20 protein-coding genes are annotated in these 25,033 nt (G+C 61.6%); 15 read left to right on the forward strand and 5 right to left on the reverse strand.

Annotated features, from left to right (window positions below; translation table 11 throughout):
- The first annotated feature begins 2 nt into the window (after window positions 1-2).
- Window positions 3-1,823: a translational GTPase TypA gene (gene typA, locus KI237_RS02195; RefSeq protein WP_212798610.1), complete on the forward strand. Its 1,821-nt coding sequence runs from the start codon at window positions 3-5 to the stop codon at window positions 1,821-1,823.
- Between the two features lie 226 nt (window positions 1,824-2,049).
- Here the strand turns inward: typA and KI237_RS02200 are convergent, their stop codons facing one another.
- Complete coding sequence (locus KI237_RS02200) at window positions 2,050-2,487, reverse strand: YkgJ family cysteine cluster protein (RefSeq protein WP_135843250.1); 438 nt, start codon at window positions 2,485-2,487, stop codon at window positions 2,050-2,052.
- Between the two features lie 6 nt (window positions 2,488-2,493).
- Window positions 2,494-2,634 carry a hypothetical protein gene (locus KI237_RS02205; RefSeq protein WP_212798611.1) on the reverse strand — a complete coding sequence of 47 codons (141 nt, stop codon included), beginning with the start codon at window positions 2,632-2,634 and terminating at the stop codon, window positions 2,494-2,496.
- A gap of 106 nt (window positions 2,635-2,740) precedes the next feature.
- On the opposite strand from KI237_RS02205, the gene KI237_RS02210 reads away from it, so the two are divergent.
- From KI237_RS02210 to KI237_RS02230, 5 genes are all read left to right on the forward strand, one after another.
- Entirely contained in the window at window positions 2,741-5,191 is a 2,451-nt protein-coding gene (locus tag KI237_RS02210) for a glycogen/starch/alpha-glucan phosphorylase (RefSeq protein ID WP_212798612.1), read from the forward strand.
- Window positions 5,192-5,473: 282 nt separating this feature from the next.
- The gene (locus KI237_RS02215; protein WP_212798613.1) at window positions 5,474-9,097 is read left to right on the forward strand and encodes a DUF2339 domain-containing protein; all 3,624 of its coding nucleotides are present in this window, start codon (window positions 5,474-5,476) and stop codon (window positions 9,095-9,097) included.
- A complete protein-coding gene (locus tag KI237_RS02220) occupies window positions 9,094-10,470 on the forward strand; it encodes a DUF3999 domain-containing protein (protein ID WP_212798614.1) in 1,377 nt (458 codons plus the stop codon). The genes KI237_RS02215 and KI237_RS02220 overlap by 4 nt, the downstream gene beginning before the upstream one ends.
- A 233-nt stretch (window positions 10,471-10,703) precedes the next feature.
- A complete protein-coding gene (locus tag KI237_RS02225; RefSeq protein ID WP_212798615.1) occupies window positions 10,704-11,714 on the forward strand; it encodes a class 1 fructose-bisphosphatase in 1,011 nt (336 codons plus the stop codon).
- Window positions 11,715-11,717: 3 nt separating this feature from the next.
- Window positions 11,718-12,314 (forward strand): DUF924 family protein, encoded by a 597-nt coding sequence (locus KI237_RS02230; protein WP_212798616.1) that lies wholly within the window; start codon window positions 11,718-11,720, stop codon window positions 12,312-12,314.
- 125 nt (window positions 12,315-12,439) lie between these two features.
- On the opposite strand, the gene KI237_RS02235 is transcribed toward KI237_RS02230, so the two are convergent.
- Together KI237_RS02235 and KI237_RS02240 are read right to left on the reverse strand one after the other, a co-directional pair.
- Window positions 12,440-14,332, reverse strand: coding sequence for a methyl-accepting chemotaxis protein (locus tag KI237_RS02235; protein WP_212798617.1), 1,893 nt, complete (start codon window positions 14,330-14,332; stop codon window positions 12,440-12,442).
- Window positions 14,304-14,495 carry a hypothetical protein gene (locus KI237_RS02240; RefSeq protein WP_212798618.1) on the reverse strand — a complete coding sequence of 64 codons (192 nt, stop codon included), beginning with the start codon at window positions 14,493-14,495 and terminating at the stop codon, window positions 14,304-14,306. The genes KI237_RS02235 and KI237_RS02240 overlap by 29 nt, the downstream gene beginning before the upstream one ends.
- A gap of 120 nt (window positions 14,496-14,615) precedes the next feature.
- Between KI237_RS02240 and KI237_RS02245 the strand changes: the two genes are divergently transcribed.
- Entirely contained in the window at window positions 14,616-14,870 is a 255-nt protein-coding gene (locus tag KI237_RS02245; protein ID WP_212798619.1) for a hypothetical protein, read from the forward strand.
- A gap of 31 nt (window positions 14,871-14,901) precedes the next feature.
- On the forward strand, window positions 14,902-15,471 hold the full coding sequence (locus KI237_RS02250; RefSeq protein ID WP_212798620.1) for a lipocalin family protein: 570 nt from the start codon (window positions 14,902-14,904) through the stop codon (window positions 15,469-15,471).
- 121 nt (window positions 15,472-15,592) lie between these two features.
- Here the strand turns inward: KI237_RS02250 and KI237_RS02255 are convergent, their stop codons facing one another.
- A complete protein-coding gene (locus KI237_RS02255) occupies window positions 15,593-16,957 on the reverse strand; it encodes a formimidoylglutamate deiminase (protein ID WP_212798621.1) in 1,365 nt (454 codons plus the stop codon).
- 143 nt (window positions 16,958-17,100) lie between these two features.
- On the opposite strand from KI237_RS02255, the gene hutC reads away from it, so the two are divergent.
- The 7 genes from hutC to KI237_RS02290 all read left to right on the forward strand — a co-directional run bounded on the left by hutC (window position 17,101) and on the right by KI237_RS02290 (window position 24,934).
- On the forward strand, window positions 17,101-17,811 hold the full coding sequence (hutC, locus tag KI237_RS02260) for a histidine utilization transcriptional repressor HutC (RefSeq protein WP_212800535.1): 711 nt from the start codon (window positions 17,101-17,103) through the stop codon (window positions 17,809-17,811).
- Window positions 17,808-18,377 carry a HutD/Ves family protein gene (locus KI237_RS02265; RefSeq protein WP_212798622.1) on the forward strand — a complete coding sequence of 190 codons (570 nt, stop codon included), beginning with the start codon at window positions 17,808-17,810 and terminating at the stop codon, window positions 18,375-18,377. The genes hutC and KI237_RS02265 overlap by 4 nt, the downstream gene beginning before the upstream one ends.
- A 459-nt stretch (window positions 18,378-18,836) precedes the next feature.
- The gene (gene hutU / locus KI237_RS02270) at window positions 18,837-20,525 is read left to right on the forward strand and encodes a urocanate hydratase (RefSeq protein WP_092222286.1); all 1,689 of its coding nucleotides are present in this window, start codon (window positions 18,837-18,839) and stop codon (window positions 20,523-20,525) included.
- A gap of 154 nt (window positions 20,526-20,679) precedes the next feature.
- Window positions 20,680-22,146, forward strand: coding sequence for a purine-cytosine permease family protein (locus tag KI237_RS02275; protein ID WP_212798623.1), 1,467 nt, complete (start codon window positions 20,680-20,682; stop codon window positions 22,144-22,146).
- Between the two features lie 70 nt (window positions 22,147-22,216).
- The gene (locus tag KI237_RS02280) at window positions 22,217-23,185 is read left to right on the forward strand and encodes an ABC transporter substrate-binding protein (RefSeq protein WP_212798624.1); all 969 of its coding nucleotides are present in this window, start codon (window positions 22,217-22,219) and stop codon (window positions 23,183-23,185) included.
- 70 nt (window positions 23,186-23,255) lie between these two features.
- A complete protein-coding gene (locus tag KI237_RS02285; protein ID WP_212798625.1) occupies window positions 23,256-24,107 on the forward strand; it encodes an ABC transporter permease in 852 nt (283 codons plus the stop codon).
- Window positions 24,104-24,934, forward strand: a complete 831-nt coding sequence (locus KI237_RS02290) for a quaternary amine ABC transporter ATP-binding protein (protein ID WP_212798626.1) — start codon at window positions 24,104-24,106, stop codon at window positions 24,932-24,934. Before KI237_RS02285 ends, KI237_RS02290 begins: the two co-directional genes overlap by 4 nt.
- Window positions 24,935-25,033: the final 99 nt, after the last annotated feature.

Here is a 25,033-nt window from a genome sequence, read left to right on the forward strand (position 1 = left end):
AAGTGATCGAAAATCTACGCAACATCGCCATCATTGCTCACGTTGACCATGGTAAGACCACCCTGGTAGACAAACTCTTGCGTCAATCCGGCACCCTGGAGCGCAACGAGCTCAACGACGAGCGCGTGATGGACTCCAACGACCAGGAAAAAGAGCGCGGTATTACCATCCTGGCGAAAAACACCGCCATCAACTGGAATGGCTACCACATCAACATCGTGGACACCCCGGGCCACGCCGACTTCGGTGGTGAAGTAGAGCGCGTGATGTCGATGGTCGACTCCGTGCTGCTGCTGGTTGACGCTCAAGACGGCCCTATGCCGCAAACCCGTTTCGTGACCAAGAAGGCTTTCGAAGCCGGCCTGCGTCCGATCGTGGTCATCAACAAGGTTGACCGTCCAGGCGCGCGTCCGGACTGGGTTCTGGACCAGATCTTCGACCTGTTCGACAACCTCGGTGCCACCGAAGAACAGCTGGACTTCAAAGTCGTCTACGCCTCGGCCCTGAACGGTATTGCCGGTCTGGACCACACCGCCATGGCTGAAGACATGACCCCGCTGTACCAGTCGATCGTCGACGACGTACCGGCGCCGAAAGTCGACCGTGACGGTCCGTTCCAGATGCAAATCTCCGCGCTGGACTACAACAGCTTCCTGGGTGTGATCGGCGTTGGCCGTATCGCCCGTGGTCGCATCAAGCCGAACACCCCGGTGGTCGCTATCGATGCCGACGGCAAGAAGCGTAACGGTCGTATCCTCAAACTGATGGGTCACCACGGCCTGCACCGTATCGACGTTGAAGAAGCAGCGGCCGGCGACATCGTCTGCATCAGCGGCTTCGACCAGCTGTTTATCTCCGACACTCTGTGCGACCCACTGAACGTCGAAGCGATGAAGCCGCTGACCGTTGACGAACCAACCGTTTCGATGACCTTCCAGGTTAACGACTCGCCGTTCTGCGGCCGTGAAGGCAAGTTCGTCACCAGCCGTAACATCAAGGAACGCCTGGACAAAGAGCTGCTGTACAACGTTGCACTGCGCGTTGAAGAAGGCGACTCGGCTGACAAGTTCAAGGTCTCCGGCCGTGGTGAGCTGCACCTCTCGGTTCTGATCGAAACCATGCGTCGCGAAGGCTTCGAAATGGGCGTGGGTCGTCCTGAAGTGATCATCCGTATGGTTGACGGCGTCAAGCACGAACCGTACGAAAACGTGACCATCGACCTGCCGGAAGAATCCCAGGGCGCGATCATGGAGCAAATGGGCCTGCGCAAGGGCGACCTGACCAACATGGTTCCGGATGGCAAGGGCCGTGTGCGCCTTGAGTACAACATCCCGGCCCGTGGCCTGATCGGTTTCCGTAACGAGTTCCTGACCCTGACCTCCGGTGGCGGCATCCTGACTTCGATCTTCGATCGTTACGACGTGATGAAGTCCGGTGACATGTCCGGCCGTCAGAACGGTGTTCTGGTATCGGTTGCGACCGGCAAGGCGCTGACCTACTCGCTGGAAACCCTGCAAGCCCGTGGCAAGCTGTTCGTTGAACACGGCCAGGATATCTACGAAGGTCAAATCGTCGGCCTGAACAGCCGCGACAACGACCTGGGTGTGAACCCAACCAAAGGCAAGAAGCTCGACAACATGCGTGCTTCGGGCAAGGACGAAACCATCGCCCTGGTTCCGCCGGTCAAGTTCACCCTGGAACAAGCGCTGGAGTTCGTGCAAGAAGACGAACTGTGCGAAGTGACGCCTAAGTCGATTCGCCTGCGTAAGAAAATCCTTGGCGAAAGCGAGCGTACCCGCGCTGCCAAGAAAAGCGGTAACTGAGTTTCGACTTAGTTAATGGCTGAAAAAAAACGCCCCTGATTGTGAGATCAGGGGCGTTTTTTTATGCCTTGAAATTATTGGGTGTCTGATAAGGCCCCTTCGCGAGCAAGCTCGCTCCCACAGTGGATTTATGTCGGACACATCATCTGTATCCACTGAAAATCAACTGTGGGAGCGAGCTTGCTCGCGATAGCGCCGGTTCAGGCACCACAGAACTATCAGTCGATCAAAACTTGTCCAGCGTCCGCGGATTGCGCTCGCGCTCCACTTCCTTGGGCTTGTAGGCGCAATACCCCGGCCGTGGCCCAACCCGCGGATGGTTGCGGCATGTATCCGGGCGCTTCTCGTAAATGGTGCACAACCGGCTTTTGCGGTCCAGATAAAGGCAATCGTTGTTGCTCATGCGCTGGAGCGTGAAGATTTCCGACTTCTGGTTGTAGCGCTCGACGATCCCTTCTTTTTGCAGGCGCTTGGCGATGTTCTTCGGCGGGTCGCCCAGCTCGAACTCGTCAACGATGCCAATGCGGATCAGGTCCTTGATCTTGACCTCCACCGGCAGCGTGCAGCAGCTCGACACGCAGGAGCCGCACATCGGGGCGGAGTACTTGGCCCAGGTATCGAGTCGGTCGAGTTCCGCGGCGGCGATCAGATTGGGCTTCATCATCGAGATTTACCAGCATGCATCAGGGCGCGCGATCATACCGGGACTGGTGAAATTTTGAACGACCATCCGCCAGTTTTTTTTCATCCCGGCCAAACCCACCCAGATCGGCACGGCCCCTGCATTCATTCGACCATCCGGCAATTCCATGGCGGCGATTCTTCGACACTCGGGGAAATCCACCGAACCAAGAGCCTGTACCGTCTGTCAGACCGACTAGGCTCAGACAATTCCATGCTCGTTCGAGGTCTCATCAATGACTCAAGAACCACTTGTTCGCGAAGCCGAAGTCGCTGCATTTCGCGATGCCGTGTTGACCAAACTCACTTATGCCGTCGGCAAGGACCCGGATCATGCGTTTGATCACGACTGGTTCGAAGCCATTGCCCTTGCCGCCCGCGACCATATGGTCGATCACTGGATGGACCACACGCGACAGATCTACCGCAAGGGCCAGAAGCGCGTCTATTACCTCTCCCTGGAATTCCTCATCGGTCGCTTGCTCTACGACAGCCTGAGCAACCTCGGCCTGCTGGACACGGCGCGCGAGGCGCTGACCGAGCTGGGCGTGGACCTGGAACGCATTCGCCTGCTTGAGCCGGATGCGGCATTGGGCAATGGTGGTCTTGGCCGCTTGGCCGCGTGTTTCATGGAAAGCATGTCGACCCTGGGCATTGCCGGCCATGGCTACGGCATCCGTTATGAACACGGCCTGTTCCGCCAGGCGATCGTTGACGGTTGGCAGCAGGAGCAGACTGAACACTGGCTGGATTTCGGCAACCCGTGGGAGTTCGAACGGCCGGAGGTGGTCTACCCGATCGGCTTTGGCGGCAGTGTCGAGACCGTCACCGACGACGCCGGCAAGACCCGGCAAGTCTGGTCCCCGGCCGAAACCGTGCGTGCCATTGCCTATGACACGCCGGTGGTGGGCTGGCGCGGTGCCAGCGTCAATACGCTGCGCCTGTGGCGCGCCCGGGCCGTGGAAGACCTGCACTTGGAACGCTTCAACGCCGGCGATCACTTGGGCGCGGTAGCCGAAGTGGCCCGGGCCGAAAGTATTTCCCGTGTGCTGTACCCGGCCGACAGCACCGAGGCTGGCCAGGAACTGCGCCTGCGCCAGGAATACTTCTTCGTGGCCGCCTCGCTGCAAGACCTGCTGCGCCGTCATCGCAACATGCACACCTCGGTACTGACCCTGGGCGACCACGCCGCGATCCAGCTCAACGACACTCACCCGTCCATTGCCGTGGCCGAGTTGATGCGGCAACTGGTGGACGTCTACGATGTGGCTTGGGATGCGGCCTGGCAGATCACCCAGGACACGCTGTCCTACACCAACCACACGCTGCTGCCCGAAGCCCTGGAAACTTGGCCGGTGGGGTTGATGGAGCGCATGCTGCCCCGGCACATGCAGATCATCTACCTGATCAATGCCCAGCACATCGATTCGCTGCGGGCCAAGGGCGTGCACGATTTCGATGTGCTGCGTTCGGTTTCGCTGATCGAAGAAGACAACGGTCGCCGGGTGCGCATGGGCAACCTGGCGTTCCTCGGCTCCCACAGCGTCAACGGGGTGTCCGGGTTGCACACGCAACTGATGCGCAGCACGGTGTTCTCCGAGTTGCACAAACTCTATCCGGACCGGATCAACAACAAGACCAACGGCATCACCTTCCGCCGCTGGTTGTTCCAGGCCAACACCGAACTGACCTCGATGATGGTCGACGCGCTGGGGCCGAGCGTGCTCGACAATCCCGAGGAACGCCTGATCGAACTGGAGCCGTTTGCCGATAAGCCAGCGTTTCGCAAACAGTTCGCCGAGCAGCGCCTGCACAGCAAGAAAGCCCTGGCTTACCTGATCCATGAGCGGTTGGGGATTGCCGTGAACCCGGCGGCGATGTTCGACGTGCAGGTCAAGCGGATCCACGAATATAAACGTCAGTTGCTCAACCTGATGCACACCGTGGCGCTGTACCAGGCGATCCGTGCCGAGCCGGAAGTGGACTGGGTGCCGCGGGTGAAAATCTTCGCCGGCAAGGCCGCCGCCAGTTATCACCAGGCCAAGTTGATCATCAAGCTGACCAACGACATCGCCCGGGTGGTCAACAACGATCCGACCGTGCGTGGCTTGCTCAAAGTGGTGTTCCTGCCCAACTACAACGTCAGCCTGGCCGAGAGCATCATTCCAGCGGCGGACCTGTCGGAGCAGATCTCCACCGCCGGTTTCGAGGCGTCGGGCACCAGCAACATGAAGTTTGGCCTTAACGGTGCGCTGACCATCGGCACCATGGACGGCGCCAACGTGGAGATGCATGAGCGCGTCGGCGGTGAACACATGTTCATCTTCGGCCTGACCGCCGAGCAGGTGGAGGCCCGCAAGCAAAACGGTGAGTTCAGCGCCGCGCCGGACATCGCTGCCTCCCATCGGCTCAACGATGTGCTGCAGGCGATTCGTGGCGGGGTGTTTTCGCCGGATGATCCGATGCGCTACGTCGGGCTCGTGGACTCGTTGGTCGATTACGACCGCTTCCTGGTCTGCGCCGACTTCGATTCGTACTGGAACGCCCAGGCCAAGGTCGAAGAGCGTTGGCATGACACCAAGCAATGGTGGCGTTCGGCGGTGCTCAACACCGCGCGCATGGGCTGGTTCTCTTCGGACCGGACCATCCGCGAATATGCCACCGACATCTGGAAAGCCCTGGAGTAGCATTTGCTGTAAGAAATGTGAGCGAAGCCCAACGGCGGTTAGGCTTCGTCGATATACTAGGCGCCAGTTTCGCCGGGCTGCGGTGTTGTCGCTCAGTCAAAAGTGTCCAATGTGGGAGCGAGCTTGCTCGCGATAGCGGTCGGTCAGGCAGTACGAATGCGCCTGATACACCGCTATCGCGAGCAAGCTCGCTCCCACAGGGTTTGGGGGTTTCCACTAGACTGATCCAGGCACCGCATCACCCCGGTTACGCCCGCAACGGGCCGCTTAGGGATATCGACCATGCAATGGATCTTGACGCTGTTGGGCCTGGCACTCGGCTGGGTGGTGGACCAGTCGTTCGCCGATGCGCTGATAGGCGCGCTGGTGGGGCTTGGCATCGCCCAGTCGTTTCGATTGGGGCGCCTGGGTATCCAGGCGGCCAAGCAACAGATCTTGTTGCAAGAGGCCCAGCAGAGTTTGCTCACGTTGGAGGCACGCCTGGCAGTGTTCGAGCGCGGGGCCGTTGCCGCATCGAGTGAGCCGGCGCCAGCGCCCGAGGTTGTCGTGCCCCAGGCCGCGAAGCCCGAAGCGCGCACCGAGCCAGGGCTCGTCTGGGAGTTGCCGCCAGAGCTCGAGCCCGTTCCCACGATGGCCACCCAAGCCAGCCAACCATTGCCCGACGACGTTTGGAAACCTGCGCCAGCCACTGCCAGTCGGCATGCCGACCGTGACTTTGCGCCGCTGCCCCTGGAGCCGATGGTTTCGAAACCCGCGGCCCCCCGTGGCCCGAATGTGTTCGATCGCGCTGTGATTGGCGCGCGCAACTGGCTGTTTGGCGGCAACACGGTGCTGCGGGTCGGCGTGGTGCTGTTGTTCCTCGGCCTGGCGTTTTTGCTGCGCTACGCCACCGAAGGCATGGTAGTGCCGATCGAGTTGCGTTACGCCGGCGTCGCGGCCAGCGCGTTGGGCCTGTTGGGCCTGGGCTGGTGGTTGCGCCATCGCAACAGCAACTATGCGCTGATGCTCCAGGGTACCGGGATCGCGGTGCTGTACCTGACAGTGTTTGCGGCCATGCGCCTGCATCCGTTGCTCGACGCCAAGGCGGCCCTGGGCTTGCTGGTCGCGGTGACGGTGTTCTCGGCCATCCTGGCGATTACCCAGAACGCCCTGGGCCTGGCTGCGGCTGCGGCGCTGGGCGGGTTTGCCGCGCCGATCCTGACCTCCACCGGCAGTGGCAACCACGTCGCGCTGTTCAGCTATTTCATCCTGCTCAACGCCGGCATCCTCGCGATTGCCTGGTTCAAGGCCTGGCGCCTGCTCAACCTGATCGGTTTTGTCGGCACCTTCGGCATCGGTTTCGCCTGGGGCCTGCGTTCTTATACCCCGGAACTGCTCTGGAGCACCGAGCCGTTCCTGATCTTGTTCTTCCTTATCTACCTGGCGATTGGCTTGCTGTTCACCCGGCGTAAGTTGCTGGAAATGAGCGATGCCCCTGAAGACGCCAGCCGCGACGCGCTGTTGCACTGGTCGGCGCGCAAGGGCGATTACGTGGACGGCACCATGCTGTTCGGCCCGCCACTGGTGGGCTTCGGCTTGCAGTTTGCGTTGGTGCAGCATTTTGAGTTCGCCGCTGCGTTCAGCGCCCTGGCCTTGGGCATGATCTACATGGGCCTGGCGCGGGTATTGATGGGCGGTCGCGCCCTGCTGCTGGCGGAAACCTGCCTTGCCTTGGGGGTGATTTTTGCCAGCCTGGCGATCCCTTTGGGGCTCGATGCCCGTTGGACCGCAGCGGCGTGGGCTGTGGAGGGCGCAGGGATCTTCTGGCTGGGCCTGCGCCAGCAGCGTCCATTCGCCCGGGCTTTTGCCTTGTTGCTGCAGTTGGGCTCGGCATTGGCGTTCGTCAGCGAATTGCGTATAGGCGACGGCAGCCTGCTTGATGGTTCGGCGCTGGGCGCGCTGATGCTCGGCGGCGCCTTGCTGTTCACCTTCTACCAACTGCACAAGGCTGAGCCTGAACACAGCGCCAATTGGGAGCGTCGAGGCCTGCCGGTGCTGGCTGTGCTGGGGTTGAGTTTCCTCTATCTGTTGGCACCGCTGTTTTTCTTCACCCACGGCACCGCCATTGCCTGGGCCCTGGCCGGATTGGCGACGTTGTTTGTCGGCCTGCGCCTGCAATCGCGCAGCTTCCTGTTCAGCGCATTTGCGGTGCAATTGCTTGGCGGCGCCTTGTTCCTGGTGCGCTTGCAAGGCGCCGAGGGCGATGCGTCGGCGGTGTTCAGCGCGGGCTGGAGCGGTTTGCTCAGCGCCTCGCTGATCGGCCTGGCGTTGATTGGCGGCATGTTGCTGGCGGCACGTGACGACATGGTCCGCAACGATGTCCGGTTGCTGCGCGGCTTGTCGGTGGTGCTGCTGGCGGGGCTGGTGCTGATCAATCTTGCGGTGCTGTTCGTCCTGCCGTGGCAAACGGCGAGCGGTGTGTGGGCGGCCAGCGGCTTGTTGATCATCTGGCTGAGCCTGTACCTCAAACAACGTGTGAGTTTTGTCTTCGGCCTGCTGCTGCAACTGCTTGGCGGTGCGGCGTTCCTGACGGCGGGGCCGGCGCTGTTGGGGCCGCTCAACGCCGAGGACCTGCGACCGCTGGCCCATAGCGGCTTCTGGACGCCGCTGGTGCTGGGTCTGGCAGCGTTGGTGGGCGCATGGCGCCTGCAGCGGGCGCACGTGGCGCAGGAGCTCGAGGTCTTGAGCTTGCAGCGCTTGTCCGAGCTGTTGCTGATCTGGGGCGCCGGTTGGTGGGCGCTGGCGTGGGTCAGCGAAGTGCTGCGCTTCGCCCCGGTGAACCTGCAAGGCAGCTTGCTGTTGTTGGTCGCGGCGATCAGTGTCGCGGTGTGGACAGTCTTGGCGCTGCGGTTGAAATGGCCGGCGCTGGGGCTGCTGTGCACCTTGCTGATTCCGGCGGCGGGTTGCGTGCTGGTAGCAACGGGGCACAGCCACTATCACCCGGCCGCGAATTTCGGCTGGTTGGCCTGGCTGGCGGTATTTGCTGTGCATTTCCTGTCGCTCAAGCGCCTGGCCGAGACGCTGCCGGCCCAGGCGCGCAGTACGGCCCACGTACTCGGTTGCTGGTTGCTGATGGCGGTGTTGATGCTGGAGTTGCGTTACGGCCTGCTGTTGCTGTCCGAGCAGTACAACGCCTGGCGCTGGCTGGCCTGGGCGATCCTGCCAGGCCTTTACCTGGTGCTGATGGCCACGCCGCGTACCTTGCCATGGCCGGTATCGGCCCAACCACGCGAGTACCGGGTCTACGCGGCGGCGCCGATGGCGCTGTTGATGCTCGGTTGGTTCTGGCTGACCAACACCTTCAGCGATGGCAACTCAGAGCCACTGCCTTATGTGCCGTTGCTCAATCCCTTGGAGCTGGGCCTGCTGTTCGCCTTGTTCGGTATCTATGTGTGGGCCCGAAACGCCGTGGAGCAATCGACGAACCGTTGGAATCGCGTCGGGCACATCGCGCAGTTGATCGCCGGTGTGTCGCTGTTCGCGTTCTTCACCGCCCTGGTGATGCGCAGTGCCCATCAGTGGATGGGGGTGCCATATGAGCTGGACGCGCTGCTCGAGTCGATGTTCGTGCAGGCCGGGTTGTCCATTGTCTGGACCCTGATCGCCCTGGGGCTGATGATCGGTGGGCATTTGCGCCACCGTCGTGAAGTGTGGCTGATCGGCGCGGCGTTGATCGCGGTGGTCGTGGCCAAGCTGTTCTTTGTCGAGTTGAGTAACCGTGGCGGTCTGGCGCGGATCGTGTCGTTTATCGGCGTGGGTGTATTGCTATTGGTGGTGGGCTACTTCGCACCGCTGCCGCCCAAACGCCCGGAGTCGGCCTCGCCGACCGAGCCGCCTATGCCTGTCAGTGAGGGAGTGTCATCTTGAGTCGCAAGTTGAGTCGGATCGGGCTGGGTGTGGTGGGGTTATGGGCGGCGTTGTCGGCCGTGGCCCAGGAGCAACCGGCGGACTTCGCCCATCAGGTGCCATTGGCCTTGAGTGGCGAAGGACCGTGGTATCGCCTCCCGTTGCCACTGGACGTTCAGCTGCAAGCGCGGCAGACCGACCTGAGCGACGTGCGGGTCTTCAACGCGGCCGGTCAGGCCCAGGCCTACGCCTTGGTGCGTGAGTCGGCCCAGAGCCGGGAGAACCGTACCCTCACCGACGTGAAATGGTTCCCGCTGTACAACGCCGCCGATGACAACGAGCGCGCGCCCAGCGTGCGGGTGCAATCGAATGCCAACGGCACCTTGGTGGAGGTCCAACCCTCCAGCCGGCTCGAAGCCGGGGAGGAGGAGCTGCGTGGCTGGTTGTTGGATGCCAGCGCGATCAAGGCGCCGTTGCAGCAGTTGGTACTCGACTGGACCAGTGAGCGCGACGGCTTCCAGCGGTTCACCATCGAAGCCAGTGATGACTTGCAACACTGGCAGTCGTGGGGCGAAGGCCAGGTGGCGCGCCTGACCTTTGCCGATGAGCGGGTCGAGCAACATGAAGTGAGCTTGCCGGGGCAATCGGCGCGTTACCTGCGGTTGTTGTGGGATTCGCCGTCCTCCGCGCCGGTCCTGACTTCGGCCCAGTTGCAAAGCGCCAGCCGCGAAAGCCTGCCGTTGCCGCTGGCCTGGTCGCAGCCATTGGCCGGCAGCACCGCGAAGGCCGGTGAATACACCTGGCAGTTGCCCATGGGGCTGAACATCGAGCAGGTGCAGGTCGAACTGAGCCAGGCCAACAGCCTGGCGCCGGTGACCCTGGCCGGTCGCCGTGAAAGCAGCCATCCGTGGCAACCGCTGGGCAGTGGCTTGCTCTATCGCCTGACCCAGAACGGCCAGGATGTGCTGCAAAACCAATTGCAACTGTCTGGCCAGACCGTACAGCAATTGAAACTGACCGTGGACGAGCGCGGCGGTGGCCTGGGAACCGAAGCCCCGGCCCTGCGCTTTGCCGTGCGTCCGACCCAGGTGGTGTTCCTGGCGCGTGGCGAAGGGCCCTACAGCCTGGCCCTGGGCAGCGCGACAGTGAAGGCGGCCAGCTTGCCCTTGACCACATTGGTGCCCGATTACAAGCCGTCGCGCCTGGCGACGCTGGGCACGGCGACTGTGAACGGCGCTGCCACGTCGACCCAGGCTGCGGCCACGGTAACCGCGCCAGCGACGGTCGAGACCAACTGGAAGAAAATCGGCTTGTGGGCGGTGCTGCTGCTCAGCGTGCTGTTCCTCGCGGCGATGGCGTTCAGCTTGTTGCGCAAGCCGCCGGTCAAGGGTTGAGGTGATTCATCGCGAGCAAGCTCGCTCCCACAATAGACCGCGTTCGTCGGAACAACTCGGTCAACTGTGGGAGCGAGCTTGCTCGCGATAGCGTCCTCTCAATCAACAGAAATACCCAAGCGAACCGCTAACCGTGAACTCAATCCTCCATTCCCCGTCTCATAGGAGGAATTAAGTCCAGACTCGCGCTAAACTGCGCTGGTTTTTCCGCCCCCTATTCTTCGGAGCCGTCCATGTCCCGCGTTACCTTGAGTCGCTATTTGATTGAGCAGACCCGCAGCAACAACACCCCTGCCGATCTGCGCTTTTTGATCGAAGTGGTGGCGCGTGCGTGCAAGGAAATCAGCCACGCCGTCTCCAAAGGCGCGCTAGGTGGTGTCCTGGGCAGCATGGGCACCGAAAACGTACAGGGCGAAGTGCAGAAGAAACTCGACGTGATTTCCAACGAAATCCTGCTCGAAGCCAACGAATGGGGCGGTCACCTGGCCGGCATGGCGTCCGAGGAAATGGACAATGCCTACCAGATCCCGGGCAAATACCCCAAGGGTGCCTACCTGCTGGTATTCGACCCACTGGACGGTTCGTCGAACATCGACATCAACGCCCCGGTTGGCACCATCTTCTCGGTACTGCGTTGCCCGAACGAATACCTGAGCCAGAACGAAGCCTTGAATGAAAAGGCTTTCCTGCAGCCAGGCACCGAGCAGGTCGCTGCCGGTTATGCCATCTACGGCCCGCAGACCATGCTGGTGCTGACCCTGGGCGACGGCGTCAAGGGCTTTACCCTGGACCGCGAGATGGGCAGCTTCGTCCTGACCCACGAAGACATCACCATTCCTGAAACCACCCAGGAATTCGCCATCAACATGTCCAACCAGCGTCACTGGGAAGCCCCGGTAAAACGCTACGTCGAAGAATTGCTGGCGGGCGAAGAAGGTCCGCTGAAGAAGAACTACAACATGCGCTGGGTCGCCGCGATGGTTGCCGACGTGCACCGTATCCTGACCCGTGGCGGTCTGTTCATGTACCCGCGCGACAGCCGTGAGCCGTCCAAGCCGGGCAAACTGCGCCTGATGTACGAAGCCAACCCGATGTCGTTCCTGGTGGAACAGGCGGGCGGTGCTTCCACCGACGGTCACCAGCGCATCCTCGATATCAAGCCCGAAGGCCTGCACCAGCGCGTGGCCGTGTTCCTCGGCTCGAAGGAAGAAGTGGCACGCGCTACGGCCTACCACAAGGAATAAATCATGGCCGAGCCCTGGCAGCCGTTGCTCGATTGGTGGTTTGGTTCAGCCAAGGCACCGGACGAGATATCGGCTGACAGAGGCAAGCTGTGGTTCGGCAAACGCCATGATCGCCAGGCAAACGAGCGTTTTGGCGATCAGGTCGAGCTGGCACTGGCCGGCGCATTGACCGACTGGGCGCAACGCCCGGAAGGTTGGCTGGCCCTGGTGCTGCTACTCGACCAACTCCCGCGAATGATCTTTCGCGACACCCCCAAGGCCTTCTCCGGTGACCTGCGTGCCCAAGCGCTGGTGGCCCAAGGCATGGCGGCGGGTTTCGACCGGCAACTCAAGCCGATCCAGCGCGTATTCATCTACCTGGTGCTGGAACACTGCGAAAACCTCGCGGTGCAGAACGAGGCCGTGTCGCGGTTTATCGACTTGGTGCGAGAGCAGCCGGAGGCGCAGCGGGCGGTGTTTGAAGACAACCTGGATTACGCCGAACGGCATCAGAAGATCATTGCCCGGTTTGGGCGTTTTCCCCATCGCAATGCGGTGTTGGGGCGCGAGTCCACGGCTGAGGAAGTCGAGTTCTTGAACAGGCCTGGGTCCAGGTTCTGATTTTTTCTGTGGGGCTGATGCCGCCATCGCGAGCAAGCTCGCTCCCACACTGGATCTCCATTCACTGAAGTCCTGTGGGAGCGAGCTTGCTCCGGGCGGCGATCCGACGATGGGGCCCTTCCAGACTAGATCCGGAAGCTGCCCACCAACTGCTTCAACCGCGCCGCCTGCTGCTCGAGGTCGGCACAGGCCCGCAAGGTGGCTTGCAGGTTTTCCACGCCTTCCTGGTTCAGGGTGTTGATCTCGGTGATGTCGACGTTGATCGACTCCACCACGGCGGTCTGTTCTTCGGTGGCGGTGGCCACGGATTGGTTCATGCCGTCGATTTCACCAATACGCTGGGTGACGCTGCTCAGGCGTTCGCCGGCCTGGTTGGCGATGCCGACGCTGCTTTCGCTCTGGCGCTGGCTGTCGGTCATGGTCAGTACCGCTTCCCGGGCACCGACTTGCAGCTCTTCGATCATCTTCTGCACTTGCTGCGCCGAATCCTGGGTGCGGTGGGCCAGGTTGCGCACTTCATCGGCCACTACGGCGAAGCCGCGCCCGGCTTCACCAGCACGGGCCGCTTCGATGGCGGCGTTGAGGGCAAGCAGGTTGGTCTGCTGGGAAATGCTGGTGATCACCTCAAGAATCTGGCCGATGTTCACCGTGTTGCTGTTCAGCGTCTCGATGTTGCCGCACGAATCGCTGATCTTGGCCGACAACTGCTGCATGGCCGCGATGGTTTTATCCACCACTTGCTGGCCGTCTTCAGCCAGGTTGCGGGCATCGCTGGAATGTTGTGAGGCGAGGGCGGCGTTCTGGGCGATTTCCTGGGCGGCGGCACCGAGCTGGTTGATGGCGGCGGCCACGCTGCTGGTGCGCGAAGCCTGCTGGTCGGAGTTGAACATCGACGAGTTGGACGCGCTGACCACGCGCAGGGCGACTTCGTTGACCTGGCCGGTGGCCGAGGCCACTTCACGAATCGAGGTATGAATGCGTTCGACAAAGCGGTTGAACGAAGTACCCAGCGCCCCGAATTCGTCATGGCCGTGGATGACCAGGCGCCGGGTCAGGTCGCCTTCGCCCTCGGCGATGTCATGCATGGCGCGGCCCATGGTCAGCAGCGGTTGCATCAGCACGCGGATCAACATGCCGAGCAGGGCGATGATGAATACCACGGCGATGGCCATGGCGATCAGCGCCGAGGTACGGAACTCACTGAGCATCGCCAGCGCGGTGTCCTTGTCGAGCACCAGCGCCACGTACCAGTCGGCGCCCGGCACGCCGTTGACGTGGGTGAAGGAGATGAATTGGGTCTTGCCGTCGAGGTCGACTTCTTTCACGCCCGGGCTGATTTGAGGCGCGCCGTTAGGGTAGGCCTCGGCCAGGGTCTTGAGCACGCGCTTGCTGTCGGGATGGATCAGGATCTTGCCGTCGGCACTGACGATGAACGCGTGGCCGTGGCCGCCGAAGTTCAGTGAGTTGATGATGGCGCTGACGCTGGACAGGTCAATGTCCGCACCGGCCACGCCGATCATCTGGTTCTGGTGCTGCACCGGGGTGGCGACGGTAATCACCAGCTTGCCCGACGAGGCGGCGATGTAGGGTTCGGTGACGATGGTTTGCTGTGCGCTGTTGGCGGCCTTGTACCAGCCACGGGCGCGCGGGTCGTAATCGGCGGCGCGATTGCCGGCCGGTACCGAGAACATCACGCCGTCGGTCCCACCAAAATAACTGAGCTGGAAATTGCCGGTGTAGGCCGGCAGGCCCACGGCGCGCTTGAGGTTGTCGGCACTGCTGCCGTCCACGGCGATCTGCTGGGCCAGCGATTGCAGCAGCTGGATACGACCGTCGACCCACGTCTGGATGTTGCGGCTGGTCAGGCTGCCGAGTTCCTGCATGGAGGTCTCGGTGCTGGCCTGCAGGCTCTGGCGTTGACGATAGTCGTTGAACAGGATGAAACAGGCGAATGCAACAGCCACCACGAGGGCGGCAGCCAATAGGATTTTATGGCTGAATTTCATGTTTCTGGTCATTAATAACACTACCGCGGAGGGACGGGTCAGGACGGGCTGTCAATTTGCCATAACGCATTGGTTTGCGCTGTTTCTTTTTATCGGCGCGCCAGGTCACCTCATCAGCCGGTGGCGGTTCAATTCCGACGAAATGCGCGACGCCGTCACAAAGTAGGTGTTTCATCGATGAAACACCTGCCGAGGCCCAATAAATACCGGGGGCGTCGGGGAACCAGATAGGGGTTTTCTCTTCTAAGCTTCTGGTTGGCACCTGCCACCCCCCTTCTGTTCCAGGAGTTACACCATGTCGCTGCGATCTATCGCCTTGTTGTTTGTGTGTGTCGTATTGAGTGCATGCAGCAAGGTCAACCAGGAAAACTACTCGAAGCTGTCGGCTGGCATGCCCAAGTCCGAAGTCGAAACGTTGCTGGGGAAACCGACCGATTGTTCAGGCGCGCTCGGCATGTCCAGCTGCACCTGGGGCGACCAGAAAAGCTTTATCAGCGTGCAGTACGCCGGTGACAAAGTGTTGATGTTTTCCGGCCAAGGCCTGAAGTAAACCGGGGCCACGCGCCCGCGGGAGAAAAATAATGATGCGGTTAGTTTTTGTGCTTTTGGCTGGCCTGATTTTGGCTGGCTGTGCCACTTCTGGCGAAGATCCGCTGGCACCCAAGACGGTCAACAGCGTCAATCTCAAGCGTTACCAAGGGACCTGGTATGAGTTGGCCCGCCTGCCCATGTATTTCCAGCGCAATTGTGCGCAATCGGAAGCCCACTACATCCTCAAGCCAGACGGCAACGTGGGGGTGCTCAACCGCTGCCTGACCTCCGACTGGCAGTGGGAAGAAGCCAGGGGCACCGCCACGCCGCAGGTGCCGGGCAAGACCGACAAGCTCTGGGTCGAGTTCGATAACTGGTTTTCGCGGATCGTGCCGGGTGTGGCGAAAGGGCAATACTGGGTGCTGTACGTCAGCGATGACTACAAGACCGCCATTGTTGGCGACCCAAGCCGTCGCTACATGTGGCTGTTGTCCCGTACACCGACCGTCAATAGCGTCGTGCGCGAGGAACTGTTGAGCAAGGCGCGTCAGCAGGGCTATGACACGACACGGTTGATCTGGCGAGCGTCGGATCGACAGATGGCCAAGACTTCGGACTGACTGCCAACCGACAGCTAAATGTGGGAGCGAGCTTGCTCGCGATAGCGGACTTTCAGTCAACTTCTATGTTGAAGGCAAAGGCCCCATCGCGAGCAAGCTCGCTCCCACAGGGTTGATTGACTCAGCCCAGCAGTTCGCGCAGCACCTGGGTAAACGCCCGGGCGCTGTCCTCTTCGCCGGCATGACGTCCATCACGCACCACCCATCGGCCGCCGACCATCACATCGCGCACCTGGCGATCGCCACCGGCAAACAGCCAGCGATTGAGGATCCCGTCGCCCTGGGCGGTGGCCAGATACGGGTCGCTGCCATCGAGCACCAGCCAGTCGGCGCGCTTGCCGATGTCGAGGGCGCCGATCGGTTGCCCCAGGGCCTGGGCGCCGCCTTCCAGCGCCGCGTCAAACAGGGTGCGGCCGACCATCGGCTGATCCGCGCGATGCAAGCGGTTGCGCCGTTGATCCCGCAGGCGCTGGCCATATTCCAGCCAGCGCAGTTCTTCGACCACACTCAGCGATACATGGCTGTCAGAGCCGATCCCCAGGCGCCCGCCTTGGGCGAGGAAGTCCACGGCCGGGAAAATCCCGTCGCCCAGGTTGGCTTCGGTGGTCAGGCACAGGCCGGCAATCGCCCGGCTCCTGGCCATGAGGCTGACTTCCTGGGCGTTGGCGTGGGTGGCGTGGACCAGGCACCAGCGCTGGTCGACTTCAGTGTTTTCGTACAGCCATTGCAGCGGGCGGGCGCCGCTCCAGCTCAGGCAATCGTCGACTTCCTTCTGCTGCTCGGCGATGTGGATGTGCACCGGGCACTCACGGTCACTGGCGGCCAGCACCTCCTGGATCTGCCCGGGCGTCACGGCACGCAGCGAGTGGAAGCACAGACCCAGCGCCTGGGACGGCTGCCCGGCCAGGATCGGCTGCAAGCGTGACTGAAGCTTCAAGTAGTTTTCGGTGCTGTTGATGAACCGGCGCTGCCCGTCATTGGGCGCCTGGCCGCCAAAACCGGAGTGGCTGTAGAGCACCGGCAGCAGCGTCAGGCCGATACCGGCGGCGCTGGCGGCGTGGCTGATGCGCAAGGCCAGTTCCGCCGGGTCGGCGTAGGGCGCGCCGTCGGTGTCATGGTGCACGTAATGGAATTCGGCGACCGAGGTGTAACCGGCCTTGAGCATTTCGATGTACAGCTGGCGGGCGATGATGCCGAGTTGGTCGGGACTGATTTTTCCGACGAGGCGGTACATCAAGTCACGCCAGGTCCAGAAACTGTCGTTGGGATTGCCCGCCACTTCCGCCAGCCCGGCCATGGCCCGTTGGAAGGCATGGGAGTGCAGGTTCGGCATACCCGGCAACAGCGGACCGCCCAGCCGTTCGGCGCCGTCTGCGTGGGAACCGGCCTGGACATGGGTCAGGACGCCTTCGGCATCCACCTCAAGACGTACATCATTGGCCCATCCACTAGGCAGCAGCGCGCGTTCGGCAAAGAAGGCGGACATGGTTCAACCTCATCGTGCGTAATTTGTATATACATATACAGACGTTTGCCTGGCCGGTAAACTCCGGCAAGCTAGCATTCTTATCCGCAGAACAAGGAACCGCCGTGTCGACTCCGCCTGCCAAACCGCCGCTGGCCGCAAACATGGGTGACAGTCCGGCACCCCTGTACGCCCGCGTCAAACAGATGATCACCCAGCAGATCGACAGTGGGAACTGGCCGCCGCATTACCGCGTGCCGTCGGAAAGCGAACTGGTCAGCCAACTGGGCTTCAGTCGCATGACCATCAACCGTGCTCTGCGGGAAATGACCGCCGACGGCCTGTTGGTGCGCATGCAGGGTGTCGGTACCTTCGTGGCTGAGCCCAAGAGCCAGTCCGCGTTGTTCGAAGTGCATAACATCGCCGATGAGATCGCCTCCCGTGGCCATCGCCACACTTGCCAGGTCATCACCCTGGAAGAAGAAGCGGCCGGCTCCGAGCGGGCCCTGGCCCTGGACATGCGTGAAGGCCAGAAGGTGTTCCATTCGCTGATCGTGCATTTCGAGAACGACATTCCCGTGCAAATCGAGGACCGTTTCGTCAACGCACTGGTGGCGCCGGACTACCTCAAGCAGGACTTCACCGTACAAACGCCCTACGCCTATCTGAACCAGGTCGCGCCGTTGACCGAGGGCGAGCATGTGGTCGAGGCGATCCTGGCCGAGCCAAGTGAATGCAGTTTGCTGCAGATCGAAAGGGGCGAGCCGTGCCTGTTGATCCGCCGACGCACCTGGTCCGGACGCCAGCCGGTGACCGCCGCGCGCCTGATCCATCCGGGCTCCCGTCACAGTCTGGAAGGGCGCTTTCACAAATGAGCCATTTGAAGGTTTTACGCGCGGCAGACTACCCACGCATGCCGTGGAAAAACGGTGGCGGCAGCACCGAAGAAATCACCCGCGATACCGGCGCCGGCCTGGAAGGTTTCGGCTGGCGCCTGTCGATTGCCGACATCGGTGAGTCGGGCGGCTTCTCCAACTTCGCCGGTTACGAACGGATCATCAGCGTCTTGCAGGGAGACGGCATGACGCTGAACGTCGATGGCCAGGCCACGCGGCCTCTGCATCCGCTGGACCCTTTTGCGTTCAGCGGCGAGAGTCATGTGTATTGCACGCTGCTGGGCGGACCGATTCGTGACTTCAATCTGATCTACGCGCCGCAACGTTACCGCGCGCGGTTGCAGTGGTTGGGCGGCCAGCAGCGGTTTTTCAGTGAGGCGCAAACGGTGCTGGTGTTCAGTGCCGCTCCGGGACTGGCTATCAAGATCGGTGAATCCGCCGTTGATTTGGGTCTCTACGATTGTTTGCAACTGAGCGGTAACACCGGGTTGGTGGATGTCTCGACCCACGGCCAATGCTGCGTGATTGAGCTGACTGCCCACTGATTTCAGCGTCTTGAGTACCCTGTGGGAACAAGGCTTGCCCGCGACGAAGACGATGCGGTCTGCCAGAAAATCGACTCGCCTGCATCGCGGGTAAGCCTTGCTCCCACAGATAGATCCCCTCGCCACAAGGTGCCTGCCTGCTGTTTCTTCTGCGCACCAACTTGTTACCGAATGCCCCAGCGTGGCGCAACACCACGCGTCAGTGACGCTCCGATTTCCCCCTCGAAAACCCTCTTAAAAAATTTCATGTCGCTCAGCAGCCCTTAAATCACAAGGCTTTCAGCTAATTGCCCAACTGTTTCTGAACACCATCTCTAACAAGTTGGCCGCTTGATTGCATATGCTTGTACATACAAGTAAAGACGTATGCGTATGAGTCACCGATATTCAACGCAACGTTCGCTAAATCGAAGCCCGCTGCCCGGGCTGGTCTGGATTGATCGCTGAGGAGTTTTTGCTGTGACCGACGCTACCCGCAAACCCGAAAAATACCGTGACGTTGAAATCCGTGCCCCTCGCGGTAACACGCTGACCGCCAAGAGCTGGCTGACCGAAGCGCCGCTGCGCATGCTGATGAACAACCTCGACCCGGAAGTGGCCGAGAACCCCAAGGAACTGGTGGTCTATGGTGGCATTGGGCGCGCGGCGCGCAACTGGGAGTGCTACGACAAGATCGTCGAAAGCCTGACCAACCTCAATGACGACGAAACCCTGCTGGTGCAATCCGGCAAGCCGGTGGGCGTGTTCAAGACCCACAGCAACGCCCCTCGCGTACTGATCGCCAACTCCAACCTGGTGCCGCACTGGGCCAGTTGGGAGCACTTCAACGAACTCGACGCCAAGGGCCTGGCCATGTACGGCCAGATGACCGCCGGCAGCTGGATCTACATCGGCAGCCAGGGCATCGTGCAAGGCACTTATGAAACCTTCGTCGAGGCCGGTCGCCAACACTACGACTCCAATCTCAAGGGGCGTTGGGTCCTGACCGCCGGCCTGGGCGGCATGGGCGGTGCGCAACCCTTGGCCGCGACCCTGGCCGGTGCGTGCTCGCTCAATATCGAGTGCCAACAGGTGAGCATCGATTTTCGCCTGAAAACCCGTTATGTCGACGAGCAAGCCACCGACCTCGACGACGCCCTGGCGCGCATCGAGAAATACACCGCCGAAGGCAAGGCGATTTCCATCGCACTGTGTGGTAACGCTGCCGAGATCCTGCCAGAAATGGTCCGTCGTGGTGTGCGCCCAGACATGGTCACCGACCAGACCAGCGCCCACGACCCACTCAACGGCTACCTGCCGGCCGGTTGGACCTGGGACGAATACCGTGCCCGCGCCAAGACCGAGCCCGCCGCTGTGGTGAAGGCCGCCAAGCAATCGATGGCCGTTCACGTCAAAGCCATGCTGGCCTTCCAGAAAATGGGCGTGCCGACCTTTGACTACGGCAACAACATCCGCCAGATGGCCCAGGAAGAGGGCGTTGAAAATGCCTTCGACTTCCCAGGCTTCGTCCCGGCGTATATCCGTCCGCTGTTCTGCCGTGGCATTGGCCCGTTCCGCTGGGCCGCGCTGTCCGGTGACCCGCAGGACATCTACAAGACCGACGCCAAGGTCAAGGAGCTGATCCCCGACGACGCCCATCTGCACAACTGGCTGGACATGGCCCGCGAGCGCATCAGCTTCCAGGGCTTGCCGGCCCGTATCTGCTGGGTTGGCCTGGGCCAGCGCGCCAAGCTGGGCCTGGCGTTCAACGAGATGGTGCGCAGCGGTGAATTGTCGGCCCCTATCGTGATCGGTCGCGACCACCTGGACTCCGGTTCCGTCGCCAGCCCCAACCGTGAAACCGAATCCATGCAGGACGGTTCCGATGCGGTCTCCGACTGGCCGTTGCTCAACGCCTTGCTCAACACCGCCAGCGGCGCGACCTGGGTTTCGCTGCACCACGGTGGCGGCGTCGGCATGGGCTTCTCCCAGCACTCGGGCATGGTGATCGTCTGCGACGGCACCGATGAAGCGGCCGAGCGCATTGCTCGCGTACTGCACAACGACCCGGCCACTGGCGTGATGCGTCATGCCGATGCCGGCTACCAGATCGCGATTGATTGCGCGAAGGAGCAGGGGCTGAACTTGCCGATGATCACCGGCAAATAACCCCGGAGCCCCTGTGGGAGCGAGCTTGCTCGCGGTGAGGGCGTGTCAGTCAACAGCAGTGTCTACTGACCCGCCGCTATCGCGAGCAAGCTCGCTCCCACAGGGGAAACTGCAGTGCAGATGAATTCCAGAACAATCCACCAGAGGTTGAACCATGGCTGTCAGTAGCACACGCGCAAGCAGCAAGCCGTTGATCGAGAAACGCTCGATCGACTACATCCCGGAAACGGAGCGGCACGGCCGATTGTTGAGCCAGTTCACCCTCTGGATGGGGGCCAACCTGCAAATCACAGCCATTGTCACCGGTGCATTGGCGGTGGTGCTTGGCGGTGATGTGTTCTGGTCGTTGATCGGCTTGCTGATCGGCCAGCTGCTCGGCGGTGGCGTCATGGCGTTGCATGCCGCGCAAGGGCCCAAGCTGGGCCTGCCGCAGATGATCTCCAGCCGGGTGCAGTTTGGTGTGTATGGCGCGGCCATCCCGATCGTGCTGGTGTGCCTGATGTACCTGGGTTTCACTGCTACGGGAACCGTGCTTTCCGGCCAGGCGCTGGGCCAGTTGTTTGGCGTCAGCGACAGTGTCGGCATCCTCATTTTCGCCAGTGTCATCGTGCTGGTCACGGTGCTCGGTTATCGGGTGATTCACTTCATTGGCCGTGTCGCCAGCATCATCGGTGTGATCGCCTTTGTTTACCTGTTCGCTCGCCTGATCAGCCAGACGGACGTTGGCGCACTCCTGCAAATCCGCCATTTCAGTTGGAGCAGTTTCCTGCTGGCGGTGTCGCTCGCGGCCTCCTGGCAGATCGCCTTCGGCCCCTACGTGGCGGACTATTCCCGTTACCTGCCGAGCAAGACGTCTTCGGTGAAAACCTTTTTTGCCGCAGGCGCCGGTTCAGTCATCGGCGCCCAGGTGGCGATGATCCTCGGCGTGTTTGCCGCCGCTTCGGCCAATGGGCAGTTCGCCGGTCACGAAGTGGCCTACATCGTGGGCCTGGGCGGGACCGGCGCCACCGCTGCGCTGCTGTATTTCAGCATCGCGTTCGGCAAGGTCACCATCTCCACGCTGAACTCCTACGGCAGCTTCATGTGCATCGCGACCATCATCAGCGGTTTTCGTGGTCACCTGAACGTCACGCGCTTGCAGCGCCTGGTCTTCGTGCTGGTCATCGTCGGTGCCGCGACCCTGATCGCGCTGCTCGGCCAACACTCGTTCCTCGGTGCGTTCAAGTCCTTCATCCTGTTCTTGCTGGCGTTCTTCACACCGTGGAGCGCGATCAATCTGGTGGACTACTACTGCATCACTCGCGAGCGCTATGACGTGCCGGCACTGGCCGACCCGAACGGTCGCTACGGTCGTTGGAACGCCCTCGGTATCAGCGTCTATGTCTTCGGCGTACTGGTCCAACTGCCGTTCATCGCCACCAAGTTCTATACCGGTCCGCTGGTGGCGGCCATGGGTGGCGTGGACATTTCCTGGATCATCGGCCTGGTGGTTCCGGCGGTGCTGTATTACGTCGTCGCCAAGAAGTGGCACAGCGCTGTACCCGATCAATTGATCCTGCCGGTCGAGCAGGACACGGTTGACGCACAACCGAGCAGGGCGGGCCGCATTCAAGCGGTCTGATGGGACGTTGACAGGGCTGGATGCCTCTTGACTGCCGTAAGCCAATCCAACCGATTAGGAGCGTCACATAATGAAGTCGAACAAGACCCTGCTGACCACATTGTTTTCCATGGGCCTGCTGGCCAGTGCCGGCGCCACGCAAGCGGCGGGTTGGTGCGAGTCGGGTAAACCGGTGAAATTCGCCGGCCTGAACTGGGAAAGCGCCATGCTGCTGACCGACGTCCTGCAAGTGGTGCTGGAAAAAGGCTACGACTGCAAGACCGACAGCCTGCCAGGCAACTCCATCACCATGGAGAATGCCCTGAGCAGCAACGACATCCAGGTGTTTGCCGAAGAGTGGGTCGGTCGCAGTGAAGTCTGGAACAAGGCCGAGAAGGCCGGCAAGGTAGTCGGCGTCGGTGCCCCGGTCGTGGGTGCCATCGAAGGCTGGTACGTGCCGCGCTACGTGATCGAAGGTGACGCCAAGCGCAAGCTCGAACCTAAGGCTCCGGGCCTGAAGAACATTGCGGACCTGGGCCAGTACGCCGCCGTGTTCAAGGATCAGGAGGAGCCGTCCAAGGGCCGCTTCTATAACTGCCCGGCCGGCTGGACCTGCGAGCTGGACAACAGCGAAATGCTGAAAAGCTATGGCCTGGAAAAAACCTACACCAACTTCCGTCCAGGCACCGGCCCGGCCCTGGATGCAGCGGTGCTGTCGAGCTACAAGCGCGGCGAGCCAATCCTGTTCTACTACTGGTCGCCAACGCCGCTGATGGGCCAGGTCGACTTGGTGAAACTGGAAGAAAAACCCGGCGTGGATAAAAGCGTGAGCATCAAGGTCGGCCTGTCCAAGACCTTCCACGACGAGGCCCCGGAACTGGTAACCGTGTTGGAAAAGGTCAACCTGCCTATCGACATCCTGAACCAGAACCTCGGGCGCATGGCCAAGGAGCGGATCGAGTCGCCGAAACTGGCGAAGATCTTCCTGAAGGAACATCCTGAAGTCTGGCACGCCTGGGTCAGTGAAGACGCGGCCAAGAAAATCGACGCGGCTCTGTAGGTCGAATACCCCCGGCCAATCCTAGGGCTGGCCGGGACGTTCACTGCATCCACTTGATCGAGAGTCTCTTATGTTTCCCGAAAGCTTTACCTTCTCCATCGCCGACTGGGTCAACGGTTGGGTCGACTCCCTGGTGACCAACTATGGCGATGTGTTCCGGCACATCTCCGACACCCTGCTGTGGGCCATCGTCAACCTCGAAGGCCTGCTGCGCATGGCGCCCTGGTGGCTGATGCTGGCCATCGTCGGCGGCATCGCCTGGCACGCCACCCGCAAGGTCGTGACCACGGCGGTGATCGTCGGCCTGCTGTTTCTGGTGGGCGCGGTGGGCCTGTGGGACAAACTGATGCAGACCCTCGCGCTGATGCTGGTGGCGACGCTGATCTCGGTGTTGATCGGCATTCCACTGGGCATTCTTTCGGCGCGCAGCAATCGCTTGCGTTCGGTGTTGATGCCGTTGCTGGACATCATGCAGACCATGCCGAGCTTCGTGTACCTGATTCCGGTGTTGATGCTGTTCGGCCTGGGCAAGGTCCCGGCGATTTTCGCCACGGTGATCTACGCCGCGCCGCCACTGATTCGCCTGACCGACCTGGGCATCCGCCAGGTGGACGGCGAAGTGATGGAAGCCATCAACGCCTTTGGCGCCAACCGCTGGCAACAGCTGTTCGGCGTGCAACTGCCCCTGGCCCTGCCGAGCATCATGGCCGGGATCAACCAGACCACCATGATGGCCCTGTCGATGGTGGTCATCGCCTCGATGATCGGCGCCCGAGGCCTGGGTGAAGACGTTCTGGTGGGCATCCAGACCCTCAACGTCGGCCGCGGCCTGGAAGCCGGGCTGGCGATCGTGATTCTCGCCGTGGTCATCGACCGCATTACCCAGGCCTATGGTCGTCCTCGGCATGAGGTGAGCAAATGAACAACGCAACCATCAGCAAAATCGAAGTCAAGAACGTCTTCAAGATTTTCGGCAATCGCTCCAAGGAAGCCCTGGCGCTGATCCACCAGAACAAGACCAAGGACCAGGTGCTGGCCGAAACCGGTTGTGTGGTCGGGGTGAACGACCTGTCGCTGAGTATCGGCACTGGCGAGATCTTCGTGATCATGGGGCTGTCCGGTTCCGGCAAGTCCACGTTGGTGCGCCATTTCAACCGGCTGATCGACCCTACCAGCGGCGCGATCCTGGTGGACGGCGAAGACATCCTGCAACTGGACATGGACGCCCTGCGCGAATTTCGCCGGCACAAGATCAGCATGGTGTTCCAGAGCTTTGGCCTGCTGCCCCACAAGAGCGTGCTGGACAATGTCGCCTACGGCTTAAAAGTGCGCGGCGAGAGCAAGCAGGTGTGCGCCGAACGGGCGTTGCACTGGATCAACACCGTGGGCCTGAAAGGCTACGAGAACAAATACCCGCACCAGCTCTCCGGCGGCATGCGCCAGCGCGTCGGCCTGGCCCGGGCCTTGGCCGCGGATACCGACATCATCCTGATGGACGAAGCCTTCAGCGCCCTCGACCCGCTGATCCGCGCGGAAATGCAGGACCAGTTGCTGGAACTGCAAAAGACCCTGCACAAGACCATCGTGTTCATCACCCATGACCTCGACGAGGCCGTGCGCATCGGCAACCGCATCGCGATCCTCAAGGACGGCAAGCTGATCCAGGTCGGCACGCCCCGGGAGATTCTGCACTCACCGGCGGATGAGTATGTTGATCGGTTCGTGCAGCGGCGGGCGGCGGTGGTTTGAGGAATTTGTGGTGGCTGGGCTGGCCCCATCGCGAGCAAGCTCGCTCCCACATTGGAATGCGTACCCCTGTGGGAGCGAGCTTGCTCGCGATAGGGCCGG

Source organism: Pseudomonas sp. St316, assembly GCF_018325905.1.
Classification (GTDB): Bacteria; Pseudomonadota; Gammaproteobacteria; order Pseudomonadales; family Pseudomonadaceae; genus Aquipseudomonas.

Bases quoted from the DNA above. Each gene is read 5' to 3' on its own strand.
- KI237_RS02200 (WP_135843250.1), bottom strand. From the start codon at position 2,487: ATGATGAAGCCCAATCTGATCGCCGCCGCGGAACTCGACCGACTCGAT.
- KI237_RS02205 (WP_212798611.1), bottom strand. From the start codon at position 2,634: ATGGAATTGCCGGATGGTCGAATGAATGCAGGGGCCGTGCCGATCTGG.
- KI237_RS02210 (WP_212798612.1), top strand. From the start codon at position 2,741: ATGACTCAAGAACCACTTGTTCGCGAAGCCGAAGTCGCTGCATTTCGC.
- KI237_RS02215 (WP_212798613.1), top strand. From the start codon at position 5,474: ATGCAATGGATCTTGACGCTGTTGGGCCTGGCACTCGGCTGGGTGGTG.
- KI237_RS02225 (WP_212798615.1), top strand. From the start codon at position 10,704: ATGTCCCGCGTTACCTTGAGTCGCTATTTGATTGAGCAGACCCGCAGC.
- KI237_RS02230 (WP_212798616.1), top strand. From the start codon at position 11,718: ATGGCCGAGCCCTGGCAGCCGTTGCTCGATTGGTGGTTTGGTTCAGCC.
- KI237_RS02235 (WP_212798617.1), bottom strand. From the start codon at position 14,332: ATGACCAGAAACATGAAATTCAGCCATAAAATCCTATTGGCTGCCGCC.
- KI237_RS02240 (WP_212798618.1), bottom strand. From the start codon at position 14,495: ATGAAACACCTACTTTGTGACGGCGTCGCGCATTTCGTCGGAATTGAA.
- KI237_RS02245 (WP_212798619.1), top strand. From the start codon at position 14,616: ATGTCGCTGCGATCTATCGCCTTGTTGTTTGTGTGTGTCGTATTGAGT.
- KI237_RS02250 (WP_212798620.1), top strand. From the start codon at position 14,902: ATGATGCGGTTAGTTTTTGTGCTTTTGGCTGGCCTGATTTTGGCTGGC.
- KI237_RS02255 (WP_212798621.1), bottom strand. From the start codon at position 16,957: ATGTCCGCCTTCTTTGCCGAACGCGCGCTGCTGCCTAGTGGATGGGCC.
- hutC (WP_212800535.1), top strand. From the start codon at position 17,101: ATGGGTGACAGTCCGGCACCCCTGTACGCCCGCGTCAAACAGATGATC.
- KI237_RS02265 (WP_212798622.1), top strand. From the start codon at position 17,808: ATGAGCCATTTGAAGGTTTTACGCGCGGCAGACTACCCACGCATGCCG.
- KI237_RS02275 (WP_212798623.1), top strand. From the start codon at position 20,680: ATGGCTGTCAGTAGCACACGCGCAAGCAGCAAGCCGTTGATCGAGAAA.
- KI237_RS02280 (WP_212798624.1), top strand. From the start codon at position 22,217: ATGAAGTCGAACAAGACCCTGCTGACCACATTGTTTTCCATGGGCCTG.
- KI237_RS02285 (WP_212798625.1), top strand. From the start codon at position 23,256: ATGTTTCCCGAAAGCTTTACCTTCTCCATCGCCGACTGGGTCAACGGT.
- KI237_RS02290 (WP_212798626.1), top strand. From the start codon at position 24,104: ATGAACAACGCAACCATCAGCAAAATCGAAGTCAAGAACGTCTTCAAG.